The following is a 16,004-nucleotide window of genomic DNA, read 5'->3' as shown; positions in this document are numbered from 1 at the left end:
CCTCCAGGGCCGCCCCTTCGGCGTGTCCCCTCACCCGCGGGCGAGCGCTGCCAAGCCGTTCCTGACTGCGTCCAGGGCCGAGGGGTGCACGAACATGAGCGCCGCGTGCAGCGGGACCCCCCTGCGCCAGGCCATCGCGCCCTCCAACGCCGCGGCCCGGGCAGGCTCGTGCTCCCGCAGCGCCGCGACGACGATCCCGCGGGCCTCCTGATCGTCGACGATCTGCTCGAGCGGGGTGTCCAGCGTGACGGGCCCGCGCGCCCGGGGCGCCGGCTGCTCCACCTGCACGGTCCAGCGGTGGCGGCCCGATCCCACCGCGACGGCCTCGGCAGAGCCCGGGAGCTGCACGAGCGCCGAGGTGTTCGGTGGGACCTGGGCCATCACGGTCAGCGCAGAGCCTTCCAGCACCCACTCGACGGAGGCCGCGCCGTAGGGCGTCTGTATCGTGGTCCCCGCCGAGGTGAACCCGGGGAGCAGGCAGGGTGCGATCCGGATGACGCTGTACCCGGGGGCGGCGGGGCCCAACCCCGCGAGCCGGCGCTGGAGCCAATCCGTGACGGCGCCCAGGGCATAGTGGTTCGACGAGGCGGAGTCGCCGCTGGCGAGCGTCCCGTCCGGACGGCGGAGGTCCCAGCTCTCCCAGATGGTCGTGGCGCCCTGGGTGACGGGATACAGCCACGAGGGGCACTGGGTCTGGGTGAGCAGGCGTGCGGCGGTGTCGAGCTGGCCGGTCTCCGCCAGGGCGTCCATGAGCAGCGGCGTCCCGAGGAAGCCGGTGCCGATCCGGTAGTCGATCTCCGCGATGAGCTCGGCCATGCGCTGCCCCATCCGCGCGGCGATCTCGCCCTCCGCCACCCCGAAGACGATCAGGAGGGCGTACGCGGTGATCGAGTCGCTCACCGCGCGCCCCTGGGGCGTGACGTACTCATCGAGGATTGCCGCACGCGTGCGGTCGGCGAGGTCCGTGAAGCGGCGCGCGTCGTCGTCGTACCCCAGCACCCCAGCTGCCGCGGCGGTGATGCCGGCGGAACGGCAGAGATACGCGCTGGCGAGCAGGACATTGTCCGTGGGCGCACTGCCGGGGAACCACGGTGAGCGGCCCGGCGCGAGGTGGTCGCCGATCTGCAGGCCGATGTCCCACAGGCCGGTCGCGGGGTTGACGGAGCGCAGGACCGTGTCGATCCACGAGGTCATGCTCGCGTACTGGCGGCCCAGGATCGCGGCGTCGCCGTACCGCTCGTACAGCGTCCACGGCGCAGTGACGGCGACGTCGCCCCATCCCGCGACGCTCGCTGCATGCCCGGGCAGGACGGTCGGGACGATGACCGGCACCGAGCCCCCGGCCTTGGCCTGCTCGAGTGAGAGGTCTTCGAGCCACGAGGCGACGAGGGCGTCCACGTCGCACAGCGAGGTCGCGGCCGGCAGGAACACCTGGAGGTCTCCGGTCCAGCCGAGCCGCTCATCGCGTTGAGGGCAGTCCGTGGGGACCGAGACGATGTTTCCGCGGAGGCTTCGCCGCATGTTGCGGAAGAGCTGGGTCACCAGCGGGTTGGAGCAGTCGAAGTCGCCCGTCGGCGCGGCGTCCGTGTGCCAGACCTCGACCTCGAGCTCAGCCTCGGGGTCCTCCGGCCAGCCGTCGATCTCGACGTAGCGGAACCCGTGGAACGTGAAGCGGGGCGCCCATCTCTCGCGTCCGGATCCCGAGAACACATAGGTGTCGGTGGCACGGGCCGTCCTGAGGGAGGCGTAGGAGGGCTCGCCGTGCTCGTCGAGCTCCTCGCTGTGCCGGAAGGTGACCAGATGCCCCCGGTCGGCGCGGGCCGTGAAGCGGACGACGCCGACGACGTTCTCTCCGACGTCCGCGACCAGGCGGCCGGCCGGTGTGCGGGTGAGAGTGGGGCGCCGGACCTCGGTGGTCCGGACCGGTTGGACGGCGGCAGGCCGGTAGATGCCGCGGTCGACGGCGAGCGGAACGCAGGCGCGCCACTCGCCGTCGTCCTCCATCGCCCACAAGGGGGTGTGGAGCCGTGCATCGTAGGACTCGCCATGGTAGATGCTCGAGGCGAGCAGGGGGTGGCCGCCCGTCCTTCCTTCCCAGGCAGGTCCGGTGCCGAAGCGCAGCACGCTGCCGTCGGCACACCGCACCTCGAGCCGGGCGCACACCCCGAGGGGCCCGCTGTAGGCCCGGCTTGTGCGCCCGAAGAAGCCGTACTCCTCGCCGAACCAGCCGGGGCCGACCCAGACGCCGAGACTGTTGGCTCCTTCGCGGAGCATCGGGGTCACGACCTGGGTGCTCACCAGGAGCCGGTCGTCGTAGGCGGTCCAGCCTGGCGCGAGGTGCTCGTCGCCGATCTTCCGTGCGTTGAGCTCGGCCTCGTAGACGCCCCGCGCGGTGATCGTGAGGCGTGCCTCGACTGGCTCGGCTGCCAGGGTGAACCGCAGGCGGTACTGGTGGACCGCGGCGTCCGAGTCCTCAGCGGCCCCAACTACGGTGACCATGGCCTCCGTGGCGCCGAAGTCGGCCACCGGCACCACGATTTCCAGGGGCTCACTCCACCGGCTCTCGCTCCCGTCCTCGCCGCGGACCCGGGCCCGGACCGACGCCGTGGTGCCCGGGGCGAGCGGTGCGAAGGGCCAGGGGACCAGGACGGAGTCCCGCCCCTCTATCTTGGCTTCAGCGCGGGTACCGTCGCCGGCCACCAGCTCGAGGTCCGCGCCGGCCTGCCGCCACCCCGTCCTCGTGGTCTCCGAACGCCAGCTGAGCGGCGGCGTCGCCGAGTCGACGACGAGCTGGCGCGCACGGCCGGCCGCGAGTTCGCGAACGTGGACGTCTGGTGGCATCACGGCGGGTCTGGTTCCTTCAGTCGAGGGATCTAACAGCAGCTGGGGCGCTGAGGGCTAGGCCTCCTGGGCGATCGCGCGGATGTACTCAGTGGACCGCGCCGACTCCACAGTCGGGAAATACTCGAGGCCGAGCGGCCCGGTGTACCCGGCCTCCCGCAGGATCTTGAGGGAGAGGGCCCAGTCGACCGAGCCGGTGCCCGGTTCGCCGCGGCCGGCGGCGTCGGCGATCTGGACATAGTCCAGGTAGCTCCCTGCAGCGGCGAGCTCTGCCGCGGGGTCCTCGCCCTCGGTGATCGAGTGGTAGAGGTCGTAGAGGATGCCGAACCGCTCCGAGTTCACGGCGCGGGCAATGGCCACGGCGTCGCCGGTGCGGTCGAGGAGCGCGCCCGGGTGGTCCACGCGGACGTTGACGGGCTCGAGGATGAGCTTGACTTCCGACCCGGCGGTCCGCTCGACGGATTCGGCGAAGACCTCCGCGAGCTTCTCCAGCTGCACGCCCCGCTTCGCGCCCGGGAAGCCCATGCCGGATCCCAGGACGATGCGCGGCGAACCGAGGGCCGCCGCGTTCTCGACGCCGCGGGCGAGGCCGTCGAAGTAGGCGGTCAGGTCCGTCCCGGGAAAGGTGAAGTTGGTCCGCGGCTCGGCGAGGACCGAGGTGACCTCGACGCCGTGGTCGTCGGCGGCGCGTCTGATGGCCGCGACGTCGCGGTCGAGGGTGCCCCAGAGCTCGACGGCGTCGAAACCGGCCGCAGCCGCGGCGGCGATGCGGTCCGGGATGTCCCCGGCTTCGGTGAAGAGGAGGTCGACATTGGGGGAGAGGCGGTAGGCCACTGGTGCTTCCTTTCTCAGGCCGAGGTCTCGGCGTAGACGGCGGCGATGGACCGCCGGATGAGGTCATGCTGCTTGCGGACGAGTTCCACGGGATCGGCCTCGTCGAGGTCGGCGAAGGCGTGCCCTTCCCATTCGCTGGAGAAGAAGCCCGAATAGCCGCCGCGGACGAACTCGCCGACGATCGTCGGGTAGTCGATGGCCGGCTCGTCGCCGTTCTCGTCGATGTCGTAGAACTTGGCGTGGACGTGGACGATCTGCGGGATGATGTCCGACCATTCGCGGGGGTCGACATGCCCGTGCATGTTGAAGGCCAGCCGGGCGAAGGAACCGAGGGATTCGGGGGCGATTCCACGGGAACCGAGGTACTCGATGAACTCCCCGTGGCGTTCGTTGATGCCCGTCTCCTTCGCCCAGATTCGCTGTAGGACGTCCAGGTCCTGGGGCTCGAGGCCCTTCTTGGCCAGGGCCCGCAGGAGGGTGGGGGACATGCTGTGCATGGTCGAGCTGAAGTCGGCGACGAACCCGAGCCTCGGCGACTGGATCTCGTCGTACAGCTCGCGCACCTCGACCACGTGCGGCGCGTTCGGCCCCATGGGGGCGTGGATCTCCCAGCCCATCGTCAGGTCGAGGTCCTCGGCCAGCGGCAGCAGACGGCGGAGGAGGGCCGGCTTGGCGCTCTGGATGCGGACCAGGTGGAAGCCGAGCCGATGGGCGCTGCGGAACTGTTCGGCGGTGAACTCGTACTCCTCGTCCGGCGTCATGTCGCGGTCGTGGCGCCGGCCCATATCGAGGTTGAGCCCGAACGCGCTCGGCACGAAGCCGTGGCGGTCGAAGGCGTCGTGCCACTCGCGCACGAACTCGTCCGTCACGGCCGGGTAGGTGCGCAGGGTCTGGGAACCGACGATCTCGATGCCGGGGCCGATTCCGGCGCGCTCGACCACATCGAGCAGGCCGGCCAGGTCGTAGCGCCGGGCGGCCCATTCACTGGTCAGCGAGTAGAGCGTGGTGCCGAGCTTGATCATCAAAGGTCCTTTCCCTGGGCTGCGGGCGCGGCGTGGACCACGAGTTCCCGGTGGTTCGAGGCGTGGTTGGTGACGTACACCTCGGGGGCGATCTGCATGTACGGCAGGCGCAGGTCGAGGGTCGCCTCGACCGAGACGCGCTCGCCGGGCGCAGGGGGCGTGTCGCGGGGCACTATGACCTCGAGCCGGTCCTGGACGAACCAGAGGGTGTCCCATTGCTCCGGGAGCTCGTCCACGCGGAAGGACTTGCCGGCCACGTCGACTCTGAGGTCGCCGCGCGGCACGGGTTCGCCGTCGACCTCGATGGACAGGTCGCTCACGCTCGAGAGCCACAGGCTGCGGTACCAGGGGATCTGGAGGGAGACGGCGAGGCCGTCGGGATGGGCGGAGAGGCTCTCCGCCGTCAGGATGGTGTCATCGGTCGCCAAGGACCGCTCCCTTCTTCTGTGTGGTCTTCTGCTGCGCGTCGGCCAGGAGGCCGCGGGCCTCGGCGGCGTCCACGACCATCCGGGAGCCGCTCGCGGCGGCCGCCCGGCGCGCGAGCGCCTGCTCGTCCGCGACGACGTCGAAGGCGTCGTCCCAGTCGTTCCAGTGGAATCCCTCCCACTCGCTCGAGATGCTCCCCGAATAGCCCGAGCGGACCCACAGGTCAATGAGCCTGCGGACCGGCACCGAGGGCTCCTCGCCGGAAGCGTCGATCTCGTAGAACTTCCCATGCGTGTGGACGGTCCAAGGCAGCAGCGGGGTCCAGTCCTCGACGGGGGCGTGCCCGAACAGGCCCGTGAGGTTGACGGCAACCTCGACGGCCCGCTCCCCGACGCCGGCGCGGTGGGCGGCCTCCATGACCTCGCCGAACCAGCGGCCGTGCTGCTCGTCGGTGAGCGGCGGCCCTTCGCGATGGTGCCGCTTCCAGAGCTCCTCGAGATTGTCGAGGAGCTGCGGCGGGAAGCCGAGCTGCCGATACTTCTGCAGGAGCGTCCGGGGGACAGCCACGAGGGACGCGCCCCAGTCCGGGATGAACCCCAGATAGGGGGAGCCGAGCTTCTCGAACCGCTCGAGGAGCGCTTGGATGTGCGGGTGCCGGGCATGCTGGTGCGAGTGGACCTCGAGCCCGAGCCGTACGTCATTGGCCTCGGCCACGGGAAGCAGCCGCTCCATGTCATCGGGCGTGAGGGAGATCTGTACGCGCACGATCGGGAAGCCGAGCTCGCACGCCGCCTCGATCTGCGGGCGCATGTACTGCACAAGCTCGTCGTCGGTGAGCATCCGGTCCCGCCGCAGGCCCGCATCGGCGTTCGCTGCGAGGGCGGTGAGGACGAGGCCCGTCTCGTCGATCGTGGTCCGGAACGAGCGCACGGCCTCGGCGTCCAGGTGCGGGAAGCCGCGGAAGCTCTGGAATCCGACGAGCTCGATCCCCGGCCCGAGTCGGCGGCGCGCGACCTCCCGCAGGAGCTCCTCGACGGCGAACTGCCGCGCATGGAACTGCCGGGTGAAGCTGTACAGGGTGACGCCTTGGATGGGGGTTCCGAGCCCGCTCATGCGATCGCCTTCTTCCGCATCCGCTTCCGGTCGGACTCCTCGATCTTGAGGACGCCGAAGTCTGTGGTGATGTAGGGGATGAACAGGGCGAGGACGATCGCGACCTCGTGCTCGGGCTCTCCGGCGTCCGACGCCGGCCGGTCGCCCCCCGCGGGCGCGGCGCCTTCCAGGACAGCCGAGTCCAGCACGTACCACCACTCGTCGTGGCGGGGAGGCAGCTCGTCGAGCCGTCGCGTGGTGCCGCCGACGGTCCAGGTGATCGAGTCCCGCGGGACTGCGGCGCCGTCGACCGTCCACTGGACGTCGGCCACGGAGGAGAGCGGGAGGGCGCGGTACCACGGCATGCGGATTGAGAGTCGGACACGCTCGCCGGAGGCGGCGAAGCTTTCGGGATCAATGATTCGTTCGGGGAGCACTGGGTCAGCCCTTCAGTCCGCCGGCAAAGCCCTGGATGAATTTCTTCTGGGCGAAGCTGTAGAAGACGAGGATGGGGATCATCGAGATGATGACCACGGCGAAGATGAGATTCCACTGGGAGACGAGCGAGCCCACGAAGCTGTACATGACCACGGGGAGCGTCTGGTAGGGCGTCCCGTTGAGGAAGATCAGCGCGGTGAAGAAGTCGTTCCAGACAATGAGGCCGGCCAGGATCGATACGGTGCCCGTGGCTGGGGCCATGAGGGGGAACACCACGCGGAAGAAGAGCTGGAAGCGGTTCGCGCCGTCGATGATCGCCGCCTCCTCGTACTCGCGGGGGAGCCGGCGGAAGAAGTTGCTGTAGAGGAAGACGGAGAGCGGCAGGAGCATCCCGGTGTAGATCACGACCATGCCCCACGGGCTGCCGACCAGGCCGAGGTTCCGCGCGCCGATGTAGAGCGGAAGGGTGCCGAGCTGGGTCGGCAGGATGATCGCCACGAGGAAGACGTAGAAGGCGCGGTTCCCCCAGCGGCTCGTGCTGCGCGTGAGCGCATACGCGGCGAGGGCGCCGAGCACGACGAGGCACAGGATGCTGCCGGCCGTGATGGTGATGCTGGAGGCGAGGCCCGCGAAGACGTTCCCGGACTGCATGCTCTCGGGGGAGAGGAGCGCCACGAAGTTGTCGGCCGTCGGTGAGGCTGGCGGCGCGACCGCCGAGCTGCTGAGGATCTCGGGACCCGTCTTGAAGGCGCCGACGAGCAGGATCCAGAACGGCAGGAGCATGGCCAACGTGGCGAGGATCGTGAGGATCTCGATGATCAGGGTCCTCTTCGTGTACCGGAACATGGTCAGGCCTCCTCTGAACGGTCACGCGTGAGCCACTGCTGGGCGACCGACATGATGAGGATCAGCACGCTCATGAGCAGGGCCATGGCCGCGCCGAATCCGAATTGCTGGTAGGTGAAGGTCTGCTGGTAGACCTCGGTCGCGAGGGTCTGGGTCGACCCTGCGGGGCCGCCGCCGGTCAGGGCCATGACCTGGTCGAAGACGCGCAGGCCCTGCAGCAGCGTGAGGGTGACTGCGATGGCGATCGACGGCTGGATCATCGGGAGGGTCACGGAGCGGAAGCGGCGCAGGGTGCTGGCGCCGTCGAGCGCCGCGGCTTCTTCGATCTCGGCGGGGACTGTGGCGAGGCCGGCGAGGTAGGTGACCATGATGAAGCCGATGTTCTGCCACACCATGACCAGCAGGACGCACCAGATGGCCACTCCGGGGGTCCCCAGCCAGTTCTGGGGCTTGACCCCGAACGCCGCGAGGAACTGGTTGAGCGGGCCGGTGTAGGCGAAGATGAACTTCCAGATGTAGGAGACGGCTACGGGGCTGACGACTGCCGGCATGAAGACGAGGGTGCGCAGGATGAACCGCGTCTTGAGGGTGCGGTTCAGTGCGAGGGCGAAGAGGATGCCGAGGACATTGGTGGCGACGAGGAATCCGGCGGCGAGGAACAGCGTGTTGAGGAGGGAGCCGAGCAGTTCCTTGGACTTGAAGATCTTGGCGAAGTTGTTCAGTCCGACGAAGTCGAACGATCCGATGCCGGTCCAATTGGTGAAGGCGAAGAAGCCTCCCGCCACGGTCGTCACATAGATGGTCACGATGACGAGTGCGAGGGCGGGGAGGGCCCACCACCAGCTCGCGTACGTGACCCGGTGAGTCCTCTTCCTGGCCGTCGCGGGCCTCGCAGCCTCGCCGGCCGGCTTCGCGGTCGGAAGTGTGCGCGTCGTAGTCATGTCTTTCGTTCTCCTAGGGCTTGCACTGTGGGGGACGGCCGCGTGGCCGTCCCCCACACGGGGCGCCGGTCAGGACCAGTCGGCATCCATCTGCTGGAGCACCTGGTCGACGGTCATCTGGCCGGTGAGGACGCCCTGGACGCCCTTGCCGAGGTCGTCGTAGACCTTCGGGTTCGTCCAGCCGGCCGAGGCGAAGCCGCGGTAGTCCTGGTTCTGGATCATCGTCTTGACGGGCTCGTACTGCGGGAGCAGCTTCGTCGAGGACGTCGCGGTCACCGGGATCGCGCCCTGGGCGTTGGCGAAGGTCGTCGCACCCTGCTCCGTGGTGAGGAACTTGATGAAGTCCGCGACGAGCTTCGGGCTCTTCGTCTTTGCGCTTCCGGCGACGCTGATGTCCGAGCTCACCGAGAGGTAGGGCTTGACGCCGGAGGGGGCCGGCACGGGCAGGACCTCAAGGGTCACGTGGCCGCCCGCCCCATCCATGATGGACTTGGCGGCGCCGCTGGGGGCGAAGAAGCCGAGGATCTTGCCCTGGGATGAGTCGTTGGTGAGGGCGTCGAATCCGGCCCCGGTCGCGCCGGCCTGGAAGCAGCCTGCGTCGGACATCTTCTTGATGTAGTTCAGGGCCTGGACCCAGCCCTGCGTGCCGGCGAAGGTGGTCTTGCCGTCCGCCCGCTCCTGGTTCCAGTTGGGGTTGGGGCCGTAGACGGTGGAGGCGGCGATGCCCGAGGCCAGGTAGCCGTTGTTGGGGGCCACCGAGCCAGCGAGCCCGAAGATCGACTTGCCCTTGGCGGCGGCGGCCGGGCACTGCTGGATGACCTGATCGAGGTTCGTCGAGGCATCGATGGAGATTCCGACCGACTTCGCGAGCTGGGCGTTGTAGACCACGCCGTTGGCCGCGGTGGCCGTGGGGAACGAGTAGACCTTGCCGTTGTACTCCCACTGGTCTTCCTGGCCCTTGGGCAGTGCGGCCTTGACGGCAGGATCGGCGAGTTCGAGCAGGAGCCCGGCCTTGGCGAACGGCTGGACGGCGTCTGCCTGGCCGCTGCCCGCGGTCACCTCGAAGACGTCGGGAGCGTTGCCGCCCTGGACGCGGGTGGCGATCGCGCTGGCGTAGTTCTCGCCGGGGAGCTGCTGGAGGTTGACTGTAACGCCCGGATGAGCCTTCTCGTAGTCCTTCGCCAGGGCGGTCCACTGGGCGGCGTCGTTCGCGTTCGCGGGGCCGAAGGCGAACGAGATGGACAGGGGCTCCGGGCCCGAGTCGGCCGAGGACGCTCCGCCGGCACAACCGGCCAGGAACAGGCTTGCTGCCGCGGGGACCGCGAGCAGGGCGAGGTGCCTGCGGCGGTTCGGTCGGGATTCCTTCATGGTCAGGCCTCTCATTGACTTCATCGTCGGGCCGGCGAGGGTGCCGGCGGGTGGGGGTGGTTTTGAGTATGGCAGCGGTCACATCAACAAACAACGGCGATAATGCTGATCCCCAGTATCACTTTGAGTGATGGATGTGGCCTAGGCCAGGAACAGGGGGTGTGACACGGTGGAGGCGCCGTCGCTGACCGTGATCGAGAACTCCCCGGGCTCGGTGATCCGGTGCGTCCCATCCGCCCAGAAGCAGAGGTCGTCGACAGCGAGGGTGAACGAGAGCCGCGCTGAGCCGCCCGCCGGCAGGGCCACCCGTCGGTATCCGCGCAGCCGTCGCACGGGCTGCGCGACGGAGGCCACCGCGTCGGTCACGAAGAGCAGGACGACGTCGTCGCCGTCGACCGTTCCCGTATTGCGGACGGTGACCGAGACCTCGGCGGTGCCTGCTCCGTCGTCCTGCTCCCGCAGGCGGTCCGGGGACACCGTGAGGTCGCTCAGCTCGAAGGTGGTGTAGCTGAGCCCGTGGCCGAAGTCGAAGCGCGGTCCGAGGGGAAGGTCGATGAACTTCGAGGTGTAGTAGTCGAAGGTGTTGTTGGGTCCCGCGAACTCCGCCTGCTCGTCGGGCAGCACCATCCCATCCAGTTGGGGCGGCCGCCCAGTCCTCTCGTGGTCGTGGTAGATGGGAATCTGGCCCACGGCCCTCGGGAACGTCATGGGCACGCGGCCGCCCGGGTTCACCCTCCCCGAGAGGGCGGCAGCGATTGCCGCCGGCGCCTCCAGCCCGAGATGCCAGGTGCACAGGACCGAGTCGACGCGGTCTATCCAGTCCTCCACCACCAGGGGGCGACCGGTCACGAGGACCACGACGACCGGCACGCCGGTGGCCGCGACGGCCTGGATGAGCCGGCTCTGGGCCCCCGGAAGGGCGATGTCGGAGCGCGAGCTGGCCTCGCCCGAGATCCTGCTGGGCTCGCCCACGGCCAGGACCACGAGGTCGGCCTCCCTGGCCCGCTCGACCGCCTCCGCGACGGCCTCCTCAGAGGGGTCGAAGAAGTCCGCGCCCTCGGCGACGTCCCAGTCCACGCCGGGGAGTTCGGCGGCCAGCGCGTCGGCAAGGCCCGCCGCGACGGGGGTCGCGAAACGCTGGACCCACGCGCCCAGGTGGTCCAGGCTCCTGGCGTACGGGCCGGCGAGGAGGATCCGTCCCCGCGGGGGCAGCGGCAGCCTCTCGCGGCCTCTTCCCGGGTCGTTCTTGAGCAGCACGATGCAGCGCTCTGCAGCGCCGCGGGCTGTGGCACGCCGTTCGGCCGTGGCTGCCGTGGCCTCGCGGGACTCGTCGACGAACGGCCGGTCGAAGAGGCCGAGGCGCTCCTTGAGCCGGAGCACCCTGCGGACCGCGTCGTCGACCCGCTCCTGGGAGAGCTCGCCGGGGGAGAGCAGGGGGGTGCCCTCCGCGTCGACCAGCAGCGTCCCTCCCATCACGACGTCAACCCCTGCTTCGATTGCCAGCCTGATGGCCTCCCGCTCGTCGGCGGCCACGCCGTGGTCGACCAGCTGGGCGACGCCGTCCGCGTCTCCTACCACGAGGCCATCGAAGCCCCACTCCTCCTTGAGTACCCCCGTCAGAAGGCGGCGGTTCGCGTGCATGGGGCGTCCGTTGAGCGAGTTGAAGGCGGCCATGACGGACGCCGCGCCCTGCTCGACCCCCACGCGGAACGTCTCGAGGTAGGTCTCCCTCAGGCGCCGCTCCGAGATGTCAGTGGTGTTGTAGTCGCGCCCTGCCTCCGCCGCGCCGTAGGCGACGAAGTGCTTGAGGCAGGATGCGACCGTGGTCTCTTCGGCGAGGCCGCTGCCCTGATAGCCCGCGACCTTGGCGGCGGCGAGGCCGGACGCGAGGAAGACGTCCTCGCCGAAGCCCTCCACCACGCGTCCCCAGCGAGGATCGCGGGTCACGTCGACCATCGGCGAGAAGGTCCAGTTCACCCCCGCGGCCCGCGCCTCCTCGGCCGAGGCGCGCGCATCGGAGCGTGCCACCTCGGGGTCGAAGCTCGCGGCCTGCGCGAGCGGGGTGGGGAAGATGGTGAACTGGCCGTGGACCACGTCCAAGGCGATGAGCAGGGGGATGCCGAGCTCCGTCTCCTCGACGGCGATTCGCTGCAGCTCGTTGGTGGCCGCTGCGCTGGGGGGCCAGAAGACCGCACCCAGGCCGCCCTTCACGAGCGCGCGCTGTTCGGCCGGGTCCTTCCGCCACACGATCTGCAGCTGGCCGAGCTTCTGTTCCCAGCTCATCCGGGAAAGCAGGTCTTCGATGTCCACGGCCACGCCGCCTCCTCTGATCGGCCCGGAACAAAGTGGCCCGGGACACACTTCCCACAGCCTAATGACTTGCGCATCTTTTGGGCATAAGTTTGGTGAATATGAACTCAACTGTCATCAATCCCGTGTTGCCAGGCGACCGCCCGGACCCCGCCGTCCTCAAGGACGGGGAGGACTACTGGCTGACATGGTCATCGTTCGAGGCAGCGCCGGGACTCGCGATCTGGCATTCGCGGGACCTGGTCAACTGGCGGTACGTCGGCTCTGCGCTCGAGAGGCCCCTCGGCAGCACGTTCGCCGTGGATATCGCGAAGCACGGCGACCGGTACTTCATCTATATCCCCTTCATTCCCGCGCCGTGGTCGCAGGAGATCACTGAGCCCTCGATCTACGTGATCCACGCGCCCTCGATGGAAGGGCCGTGGAGCGAGCCGATCGATCTCGGCATCCGCGGCGCCATCGACCCGGGCCATGCGGTCGGCGAGGACGGCAAGCGGTACCTCTTCACCAACGGCATCCGGCGCGTGCAGCTGACCGATGACGGCCTGGCCACGGTGGGCGAGCTCGAGAAGGTCTATGACGGCTGGCAGTACCCCGAGGAATGGGTCACGGAGGCTTACGCCCTCGAGGGTCCAAAGCTCCTCCGCCGGGGGGAGTGGTTCTACATGGTCAGCGCCGTGGGTGGCACGTCGGGACCGCCCACCGGACACATGGTGATCGCTGCGCGTGCGCGCTCCATCGACGGCCCATGGGAGAACAGCCCGGCCAACCCGGTGGCGCGGACCTGGGACGCATCAGAGCGCTGGTGGTCGCGCGGCCATGCCACGCTGGTCGAGGGCCCGGGCGGGGACTGGTGGATGGTCTCGCACGCCTATGAGAACGGTTACAGGACGAGCGGGCGCCAGATCCTTCTCGAATCGATCGTCTGGAACGATGACTGCTGGCCCGTTGCGCCGGCCGCGGACCTCGCCGCTGCCCTCGCGGCGCCTGCGCGGCAGGAGCCGCGCCCAGCCGTGTTCGAGGATGCTTTCACCGAGGTCCAGTTGGGCGAGCACTGGACTTTCCACGGCGCATCCCCCGACGAACGCGAGCGCCTCGCCGCCGGAGAGGACGGGCTGCGCGTGGCCGCCTCGGGCCATTCACCGGCGGACTCCTCGCCGCTCGTCATCCTCGCCGGAGACCACGCGTACGAGGTGGAGGTGGAGCTGGAGCTCGACGGGGACGGGGTGGAAGCCGGGCTCCTGCTCTTCTTCAACCACCGCCTGTTCTGCGGAATGGGCGTCACGGCCGACCGGATGATCAGCTACTCGGGGGGTCAGCCCACGCACTGGCGCGAGCCGTATGCGCCGGCCCGCAGCGTCACGCTCCGGATCGTGAATGACCGGCACATCGTCACTGGCTGGTACCGCACAGGGGGTGAATGGGTGCGGCACGCCATCCGCTATGAGGTGTCCGGCTACCACGCGAACACGATGGGAGACCTCCAGAGTCTGCGCCCGGCAATCTATGCCTCAGGCGAGGGCGCGGCCCGCTTCCGCCGCTTCACCTACCGACGGCTCTCCGACGAGCGGTAGCGGGCGTCCCATCCGGACCCATGCGGCCATCTCACACCCGAACACGCGGCTCGTGAGGGTCCGGGCGGCGCCGATGACGGCGCTCGAGGGCGCCGCCGGGACGATCTCCAGGTCCCGGGTTGCAGCAGGAAGCGCCCGCGCGTAGACGGTGGCCCGCAGCGCGGCGAGGAAAGCCGGACTCCTAGCGGCGCCCCCGCCGACGACGACGAGGGCCGGCCGTTGCGCGCTGACCATCCCCGCGATGGCTCCGCCGGCGTCCGCGGCGGCGCGGACCAGGAGGTCCCGGCATTCGGGGTCGCCGCGCTCCGCCCCGTCCGCGACGTCGGCGGGGTCGAGGGCCCACGCCTCGGCGAGGCGGGCTCGCAGGAAGAAGCTGCGGCCCTCCCGGGCCGCAGCTTCAGCCCGCCGGACCACGCCGTCGGAGGCTGCGGGGGGGCTTGCGATCGGCCGCAGCACGACGGCGGCGCGGTCGGCGCAGCCAGCCAGCATCGCGCCGAGTCCCGTGCCTACCGTGACGTACAGGATGTCTCCGCCCAATCCCGGCCGTCGCGCCAGCTCGCCGCGGGCCTCGAGTCCGAGCGTGGTCTCTGTCCAGGCGGGGGCCCCGTACCGCCCGGCGGCCGCGACGGCGTCGGACGTCGTCCAGCCTGCTGAGGGCGGGAGGCCCACGGCGGAGCCCCACATGGGGGCGGGATCGGCGGCGATCAGCGCATCGAGGTGCGAGAACGCATGCCCGAGGGAAGCCATGGGGCCTGCTTGGGGGTCCCACCGTTCGCTGCGGCCCGCGAGCACGCTCCCCCGAAGGTCTGTCACGGCAAGTTCTAGCTCGAGCGGGCCGAACGCCGCGATGGCGAAGCGACCTCGCCTGTGCGGGAATGTGACCCGGGCGCGGGCATGTCCCCAGTCCACCCCCTCCGGGTCCCCGTCGAGCAGGCCGAGCTGCAGCGCCTCGTCCACGAGGGCGTCCACGCGCCGACGGGTGAAGCCCGAGCTCCTCACGAGCTCGGCAGCGGTCGAGCCGCGTCCGGTCCGGACGAGGTCGACGACGAGGGCAAGCGCACTGCTCGCGGTGCCCCTTCTGGGCTGCGTCATGACCGCGGACCTCCATTGACTTATGTCTAAATCCGACATTAGCATCATCGAAACCTGACAAAGAAGTCACTCCAGAGAAGGGACCACCATGGCGCCAGGCATTGCGGGCACGGACATCGAGCTCGGGATCACGCTCTACTCGCTCACCTCGGAGTTCGCGGCCGGGCTCTACACCCCCGAGACCCTGGTCCAGGCGGTGGCTGACGAGGGCCTCGGGCCGGGCGTCGAGTTCAACATCGCCCAGATGCTGCGGACCTATCCCCACGTCGACGACGAGTTCGTGCGCTTCTGGCGCGAGAGCATGGACCGCCACGGCCTCACCCCCAGCGCCGTCGGCACCAACCTCGACATGGGGCGCCGCAAGGAGCGTGACATGACGCCCGACGAGGAGTACGAGTTCCTCGCCGCCCAGCTCAAGACGGCCCACCGTCTGAGGTTCCCCCGCGTCGTCATCCGCTCGGCAGGCAAGGAGCTGCTGCGTCGCCTCCTTCCGCTCGCCGAGAAGTACGACCAGAGGCTCGGCTACGAGATCCACGCCCCGTCGGGCCCGAATGACCCGGCCGTGGTGCAGATCCGAGAGATGTACGAGGAACTCGGAAGCGACCGCCTCGGGTTCACGGCCGACTTCAGCTCGACCATGCACAGCCTTTCGCCCACCCTCTTCCGGACGCTCCGGCAGATGGGCCTCCCCGAAGAGCACTTCGCTGTCATGGAAGAGGTGTGGCGCAAGCCGCTGCCGATGCACGAGCGCAATCAGGAGTTCGAGGACCACCTGCGCGCGCACGGCTTCGATCCCGCTTATCTGGGTCCGTTCACGCGACTCGCCTTCAACATGCACGGACTCGTCGCGCCGGAGGAGTGGCTCGACATCATGCCGCAGATCTTCCACGTGCATGCCAAGTTCTACGACATCGATGAGAACGGCGACGAGCCGGCCATGGACATCCCGCGCATCGTCCGCCAGTTCGTCGTCGGCGGCTACAAGGGCTTCCTCTCCAGTGAATGGGAGGGCCATGCCTTCGCAGACCTCGGCGAGTCCGACCCGATCGACCTCGTCAAGAAGCAGCATGCCCTCATGGCCCGGGCCATCGAGGATGCGGCGGCTCAGGTCGAGGAGGCCAGCCATGCCTGACGCCGGGACCGAGGCCGGCATCGGAGCTGAAGTCGAGCTCCTCCGCGCCCAGCTCGACGAGGCCCTCCGGCTGGCGCGCCGCGCCAAT

Annotated in this window: 13 protein-coding genes; 2 read left to right on the top strand and 11 right to left on the bottom strand. The window is 69.5% G+C overall.

Annotated features, from left to right (window positions below; genetic code table 11):
- Positions 1–30: 30 nt before the first annotated feature.
- From J2W21_RS10245 to J2W21_RS10200, 10 genes are all read right to left on the bottom strand, one after another.
- The gene (locus tag J2W21_RS10245) at positions 31–2,841 is read right to left on the bottom strand and encodes an alpha-L-rhamnosidase (protein ID WP_307114513.1); all 2,811 of its coding nucleotides are present in this window, start codon (positions 2,839–2,841) and stop codon (positions 31–33) included.
- Between the two features lie 57 nt (positions 2,842–2,898).
- Positions 2,899–3,675, bottom strand: coding sequence for a sugar phosphate isomerase/epimerase family protein (locus J2W21_RS10240; RefSeq protein WP_307114413.1), 777 nt, complete (start codon positions 3,673–3,675; stop codon positions 2,899–2,901).
- 14 nt (positions 3,676–3,689) lie between these two features.
- Positions 3,690–4,697, bottom strand: coding sequence for a sugar phosphate isomerase/epimerase family protein (locus tag J2W21_RS10235; protein WP_307114412.1), 1,008 nt, complete (start codon positions 4,695–4,697; stop codon positions 3,690–3,692).
- Positions 4,697–5,125, bottom strand: coding sequence for a C-glycoside deglycosidase beta subunit domain-containing protein (locus J2W21_RS10230; protein ID WP_307114411.1), 429 nt, complete (start codon positions 5,123–5,125; stop codon positions 4,697–4,699). The genes J2W21_RS10235 and J2W21_RS10230 overlap by 1 nt, the downstream gene beginning before the upstream one ends.
- Positions 5,112–6,236, bottom strand: coding sequence for a sugar phosphate isomerase/epimerase family protein (locus J2W21_RS10225; RefSeq protein WP_307114410.1), 1,125 nt, complete (start codon positions 6,234–6,236; stop codon positions 5,112–5,114). The genes J2W21_RS10230 and J2W21_RS10225 overlap by 14 nt, the downstream gene beginning before the upstream one ends.
- A complete protein-coding gene (locus J2W21_RS10220; protein WP_307114409.1) occupies positions 6,233–6,652 on the bottom strand; it encodes a C-glycoside deglycosidase beta subunit domain-containing protein in 420 nt (139 codons plus the stop codon). Before J2W21_RS10220 ends, J2W21_RS10225 begins: the two co-directional genes overlap by 4 nt.
- A gap of 4 nt (positions 6,653–6,656) precedes the next feature.
- Positions 6,657–7,499 (bottom strand): carbohydrate ABC transporter permease, encoded by an 843-nt coding sequence (locus tag J2W21_RS10215; RefSeq protein WP_307114408.1) that lies wholly within the window; start codon positions 7,497–7,499, stop codon positions 6,657–6,659.
- 2 nt (positions 7,500–7,501) lie between these two features.
- Entirely contained in the window at positions 7,502–8,440 is a 939-nt protein-coding gene (locus J2W21_RS10210) for a carbohydrate ABC transporter permease (RefSeq protein WP_307114407.1), read from the bottom strand.
- A gap of 69 nt (positions 8,441–8,509) precedes the next feature.
- The gene (locus J2W21_RS10205) at positions 8,510–9,808 is read right to left on the bottom strand and encodes an ABC transporter substrate-binding protein (RefSeq protein WP_307114406.1); all 1,299 of its coding nucleotides are present in this window, start codon (positions 9,806–9,808) and stop codon (positions 8,510–8,512) included.
- 141 nt (positions 9,809–9,949) lie between these two features.
- The gene (locus J2W21_RS10200; RefSeq protein ID WP_307114405.1) at positions 9,950–12,118 is read right to left on the bottom strand and encodes a glycoside hydrolase family 3 N-terminal domain-containing protein; all 2,169 of its coding nucleotides are present in this window, start codon (positions 12,116–12,118) and stop codon (positions 9,950–9,952) included.
- 101 nt (positions 12,119–12,219) lie between these two features.
- Here J2W21_RS10200 and J2W21_RS10195 point away from each other — a divergent pair, with 101 nt between their 5' ends.
- Positions 12,220–13,692: a family 43 glycosylhydrolase gene (locus tag J2W21_RS10195; RefSeq protein ID WP_307114404.1), complete on the top strand. Its 1,473-nt coding sequence runs from the start codon at positions 12,220–12,222 to the stop codon at positions 13,690–13,692.
- Here the strand turns inward: J2W21_RS10195 and J2W21_RS10190 are convergent.
- Positions 13,630–14,784 (bottom strand): ROK family protein, encoded by a 1,155-nt coding sequence (locus tag J2W21_RS10190; protein WP_307114403.1) that lies wholly within the window; start codon positions 14,782–14,784, stop codon positions 13,630–13,632. The genes J2W21_RS10195 and J2W21_RS10190 overlap by 63 nt on opposite strands.
- Positions 14,785–14,872: 88 nt before the next feature.
- Here J2W21_RS10190 and J2W21_RS10185 point away from each other — a divergent pair, with 88 nt between their 5' ends.
- Positions 14,873–15,916 carry a sugar phosphate isomerase/epimerase family protein gene (locus J2W21_RS10185; protein WP_307114402.1) on the top strand — a complete coding sequence of 348 codons (1,044 nt, stop codon included), beginning with the start codon at positions 14,873–14,875 and terminating at the stop codon, positions 15,914–15,916.
- The last annotated feature ends 88 nt before the right edge of the window (positions 15,917–16,004 follow it).

The sequence above is a fragment of the Sinomonas atrocyanea genome, assembly GCF_030811715.1.
Classification (GTDB): Bacteria; Actinomycetota; Actinomycetes; order Actinomycetales; family Micrococcaceae; genus Sinomonas; species Sinomonas atrocyanea_A.
This window is presented reverse-complemented; position numbering and strand designations above follow the sequence as displayed.

Excerpts from the sequence above, each read along its gene's own strand:
- J2W21_RS10190 (WP_307114403.1), bottom strand. The coding sequence starts at position 14,784 with ATGACGCAGCCCAGAAGGGGCACCGCGAGCAGTGCGCTTGCCCTCGTC.
- J2W21_RS10195 (WP_307114404.1), top strand. The coding sequence starts at position 12,220 with ATGAACTCAACTGTCATCAATCCCGTGTTGCCAGGCGACCGCCCGGAC.
- J2W21_RS10185 (WP_307114402.1), top strand. The coding sequence starts at position 14,873 with ATGGCGCCAGGCATTGCGGGCACGGACATCGAGCTCGGGATCACGCTC.
- J2W21_RS10235 (WP_307114412.1), bottom strand. The coding sequence starts at position 4,697 with ATGATCAAGCTCGGCACCACGCTCTACTCGCTGACCAGTGAATGGGCC.
- J2W21_RS10245 (WP_307114513.1), bottom strand. The coding sequence starts at position 2,841 with ATGCCACCAGACGTCCACGTTCGCGAACTCGCGGCCGGCCGTGCGCGC.
- J2W21_RS10215 (WP_307114408.1), bottom strand. The coding sequence starts at position 7,499 with ATGTTCCGGTACACGAAGAGGACCCTGATCATCGAGATCCTCACGATC.
- J2W21_RS10205 (WP_307114406.1), bottom strand. The coding sequence starts at position 9,808 with ATGAAGGAATCCCGACCGAACCGCCGCAGGCACCTCGCCCTGCTCGCG.
- J2W21_RS10210 (WP_307114407.1), bottom strand. The coding sequence starts at position 8,440 with ATGACTACGACGCGCACACTTCCGACCGCGAAGCCGGCCGGCGAGGCT.
- J2W21_RS10225 (WP_307114410.1), bottom strand. The coding sequence starts at position 6,236 with ATGAGCGGGCTCGGAACCCCCATCCAAGGCGTCACCCTGTACAGCTTC.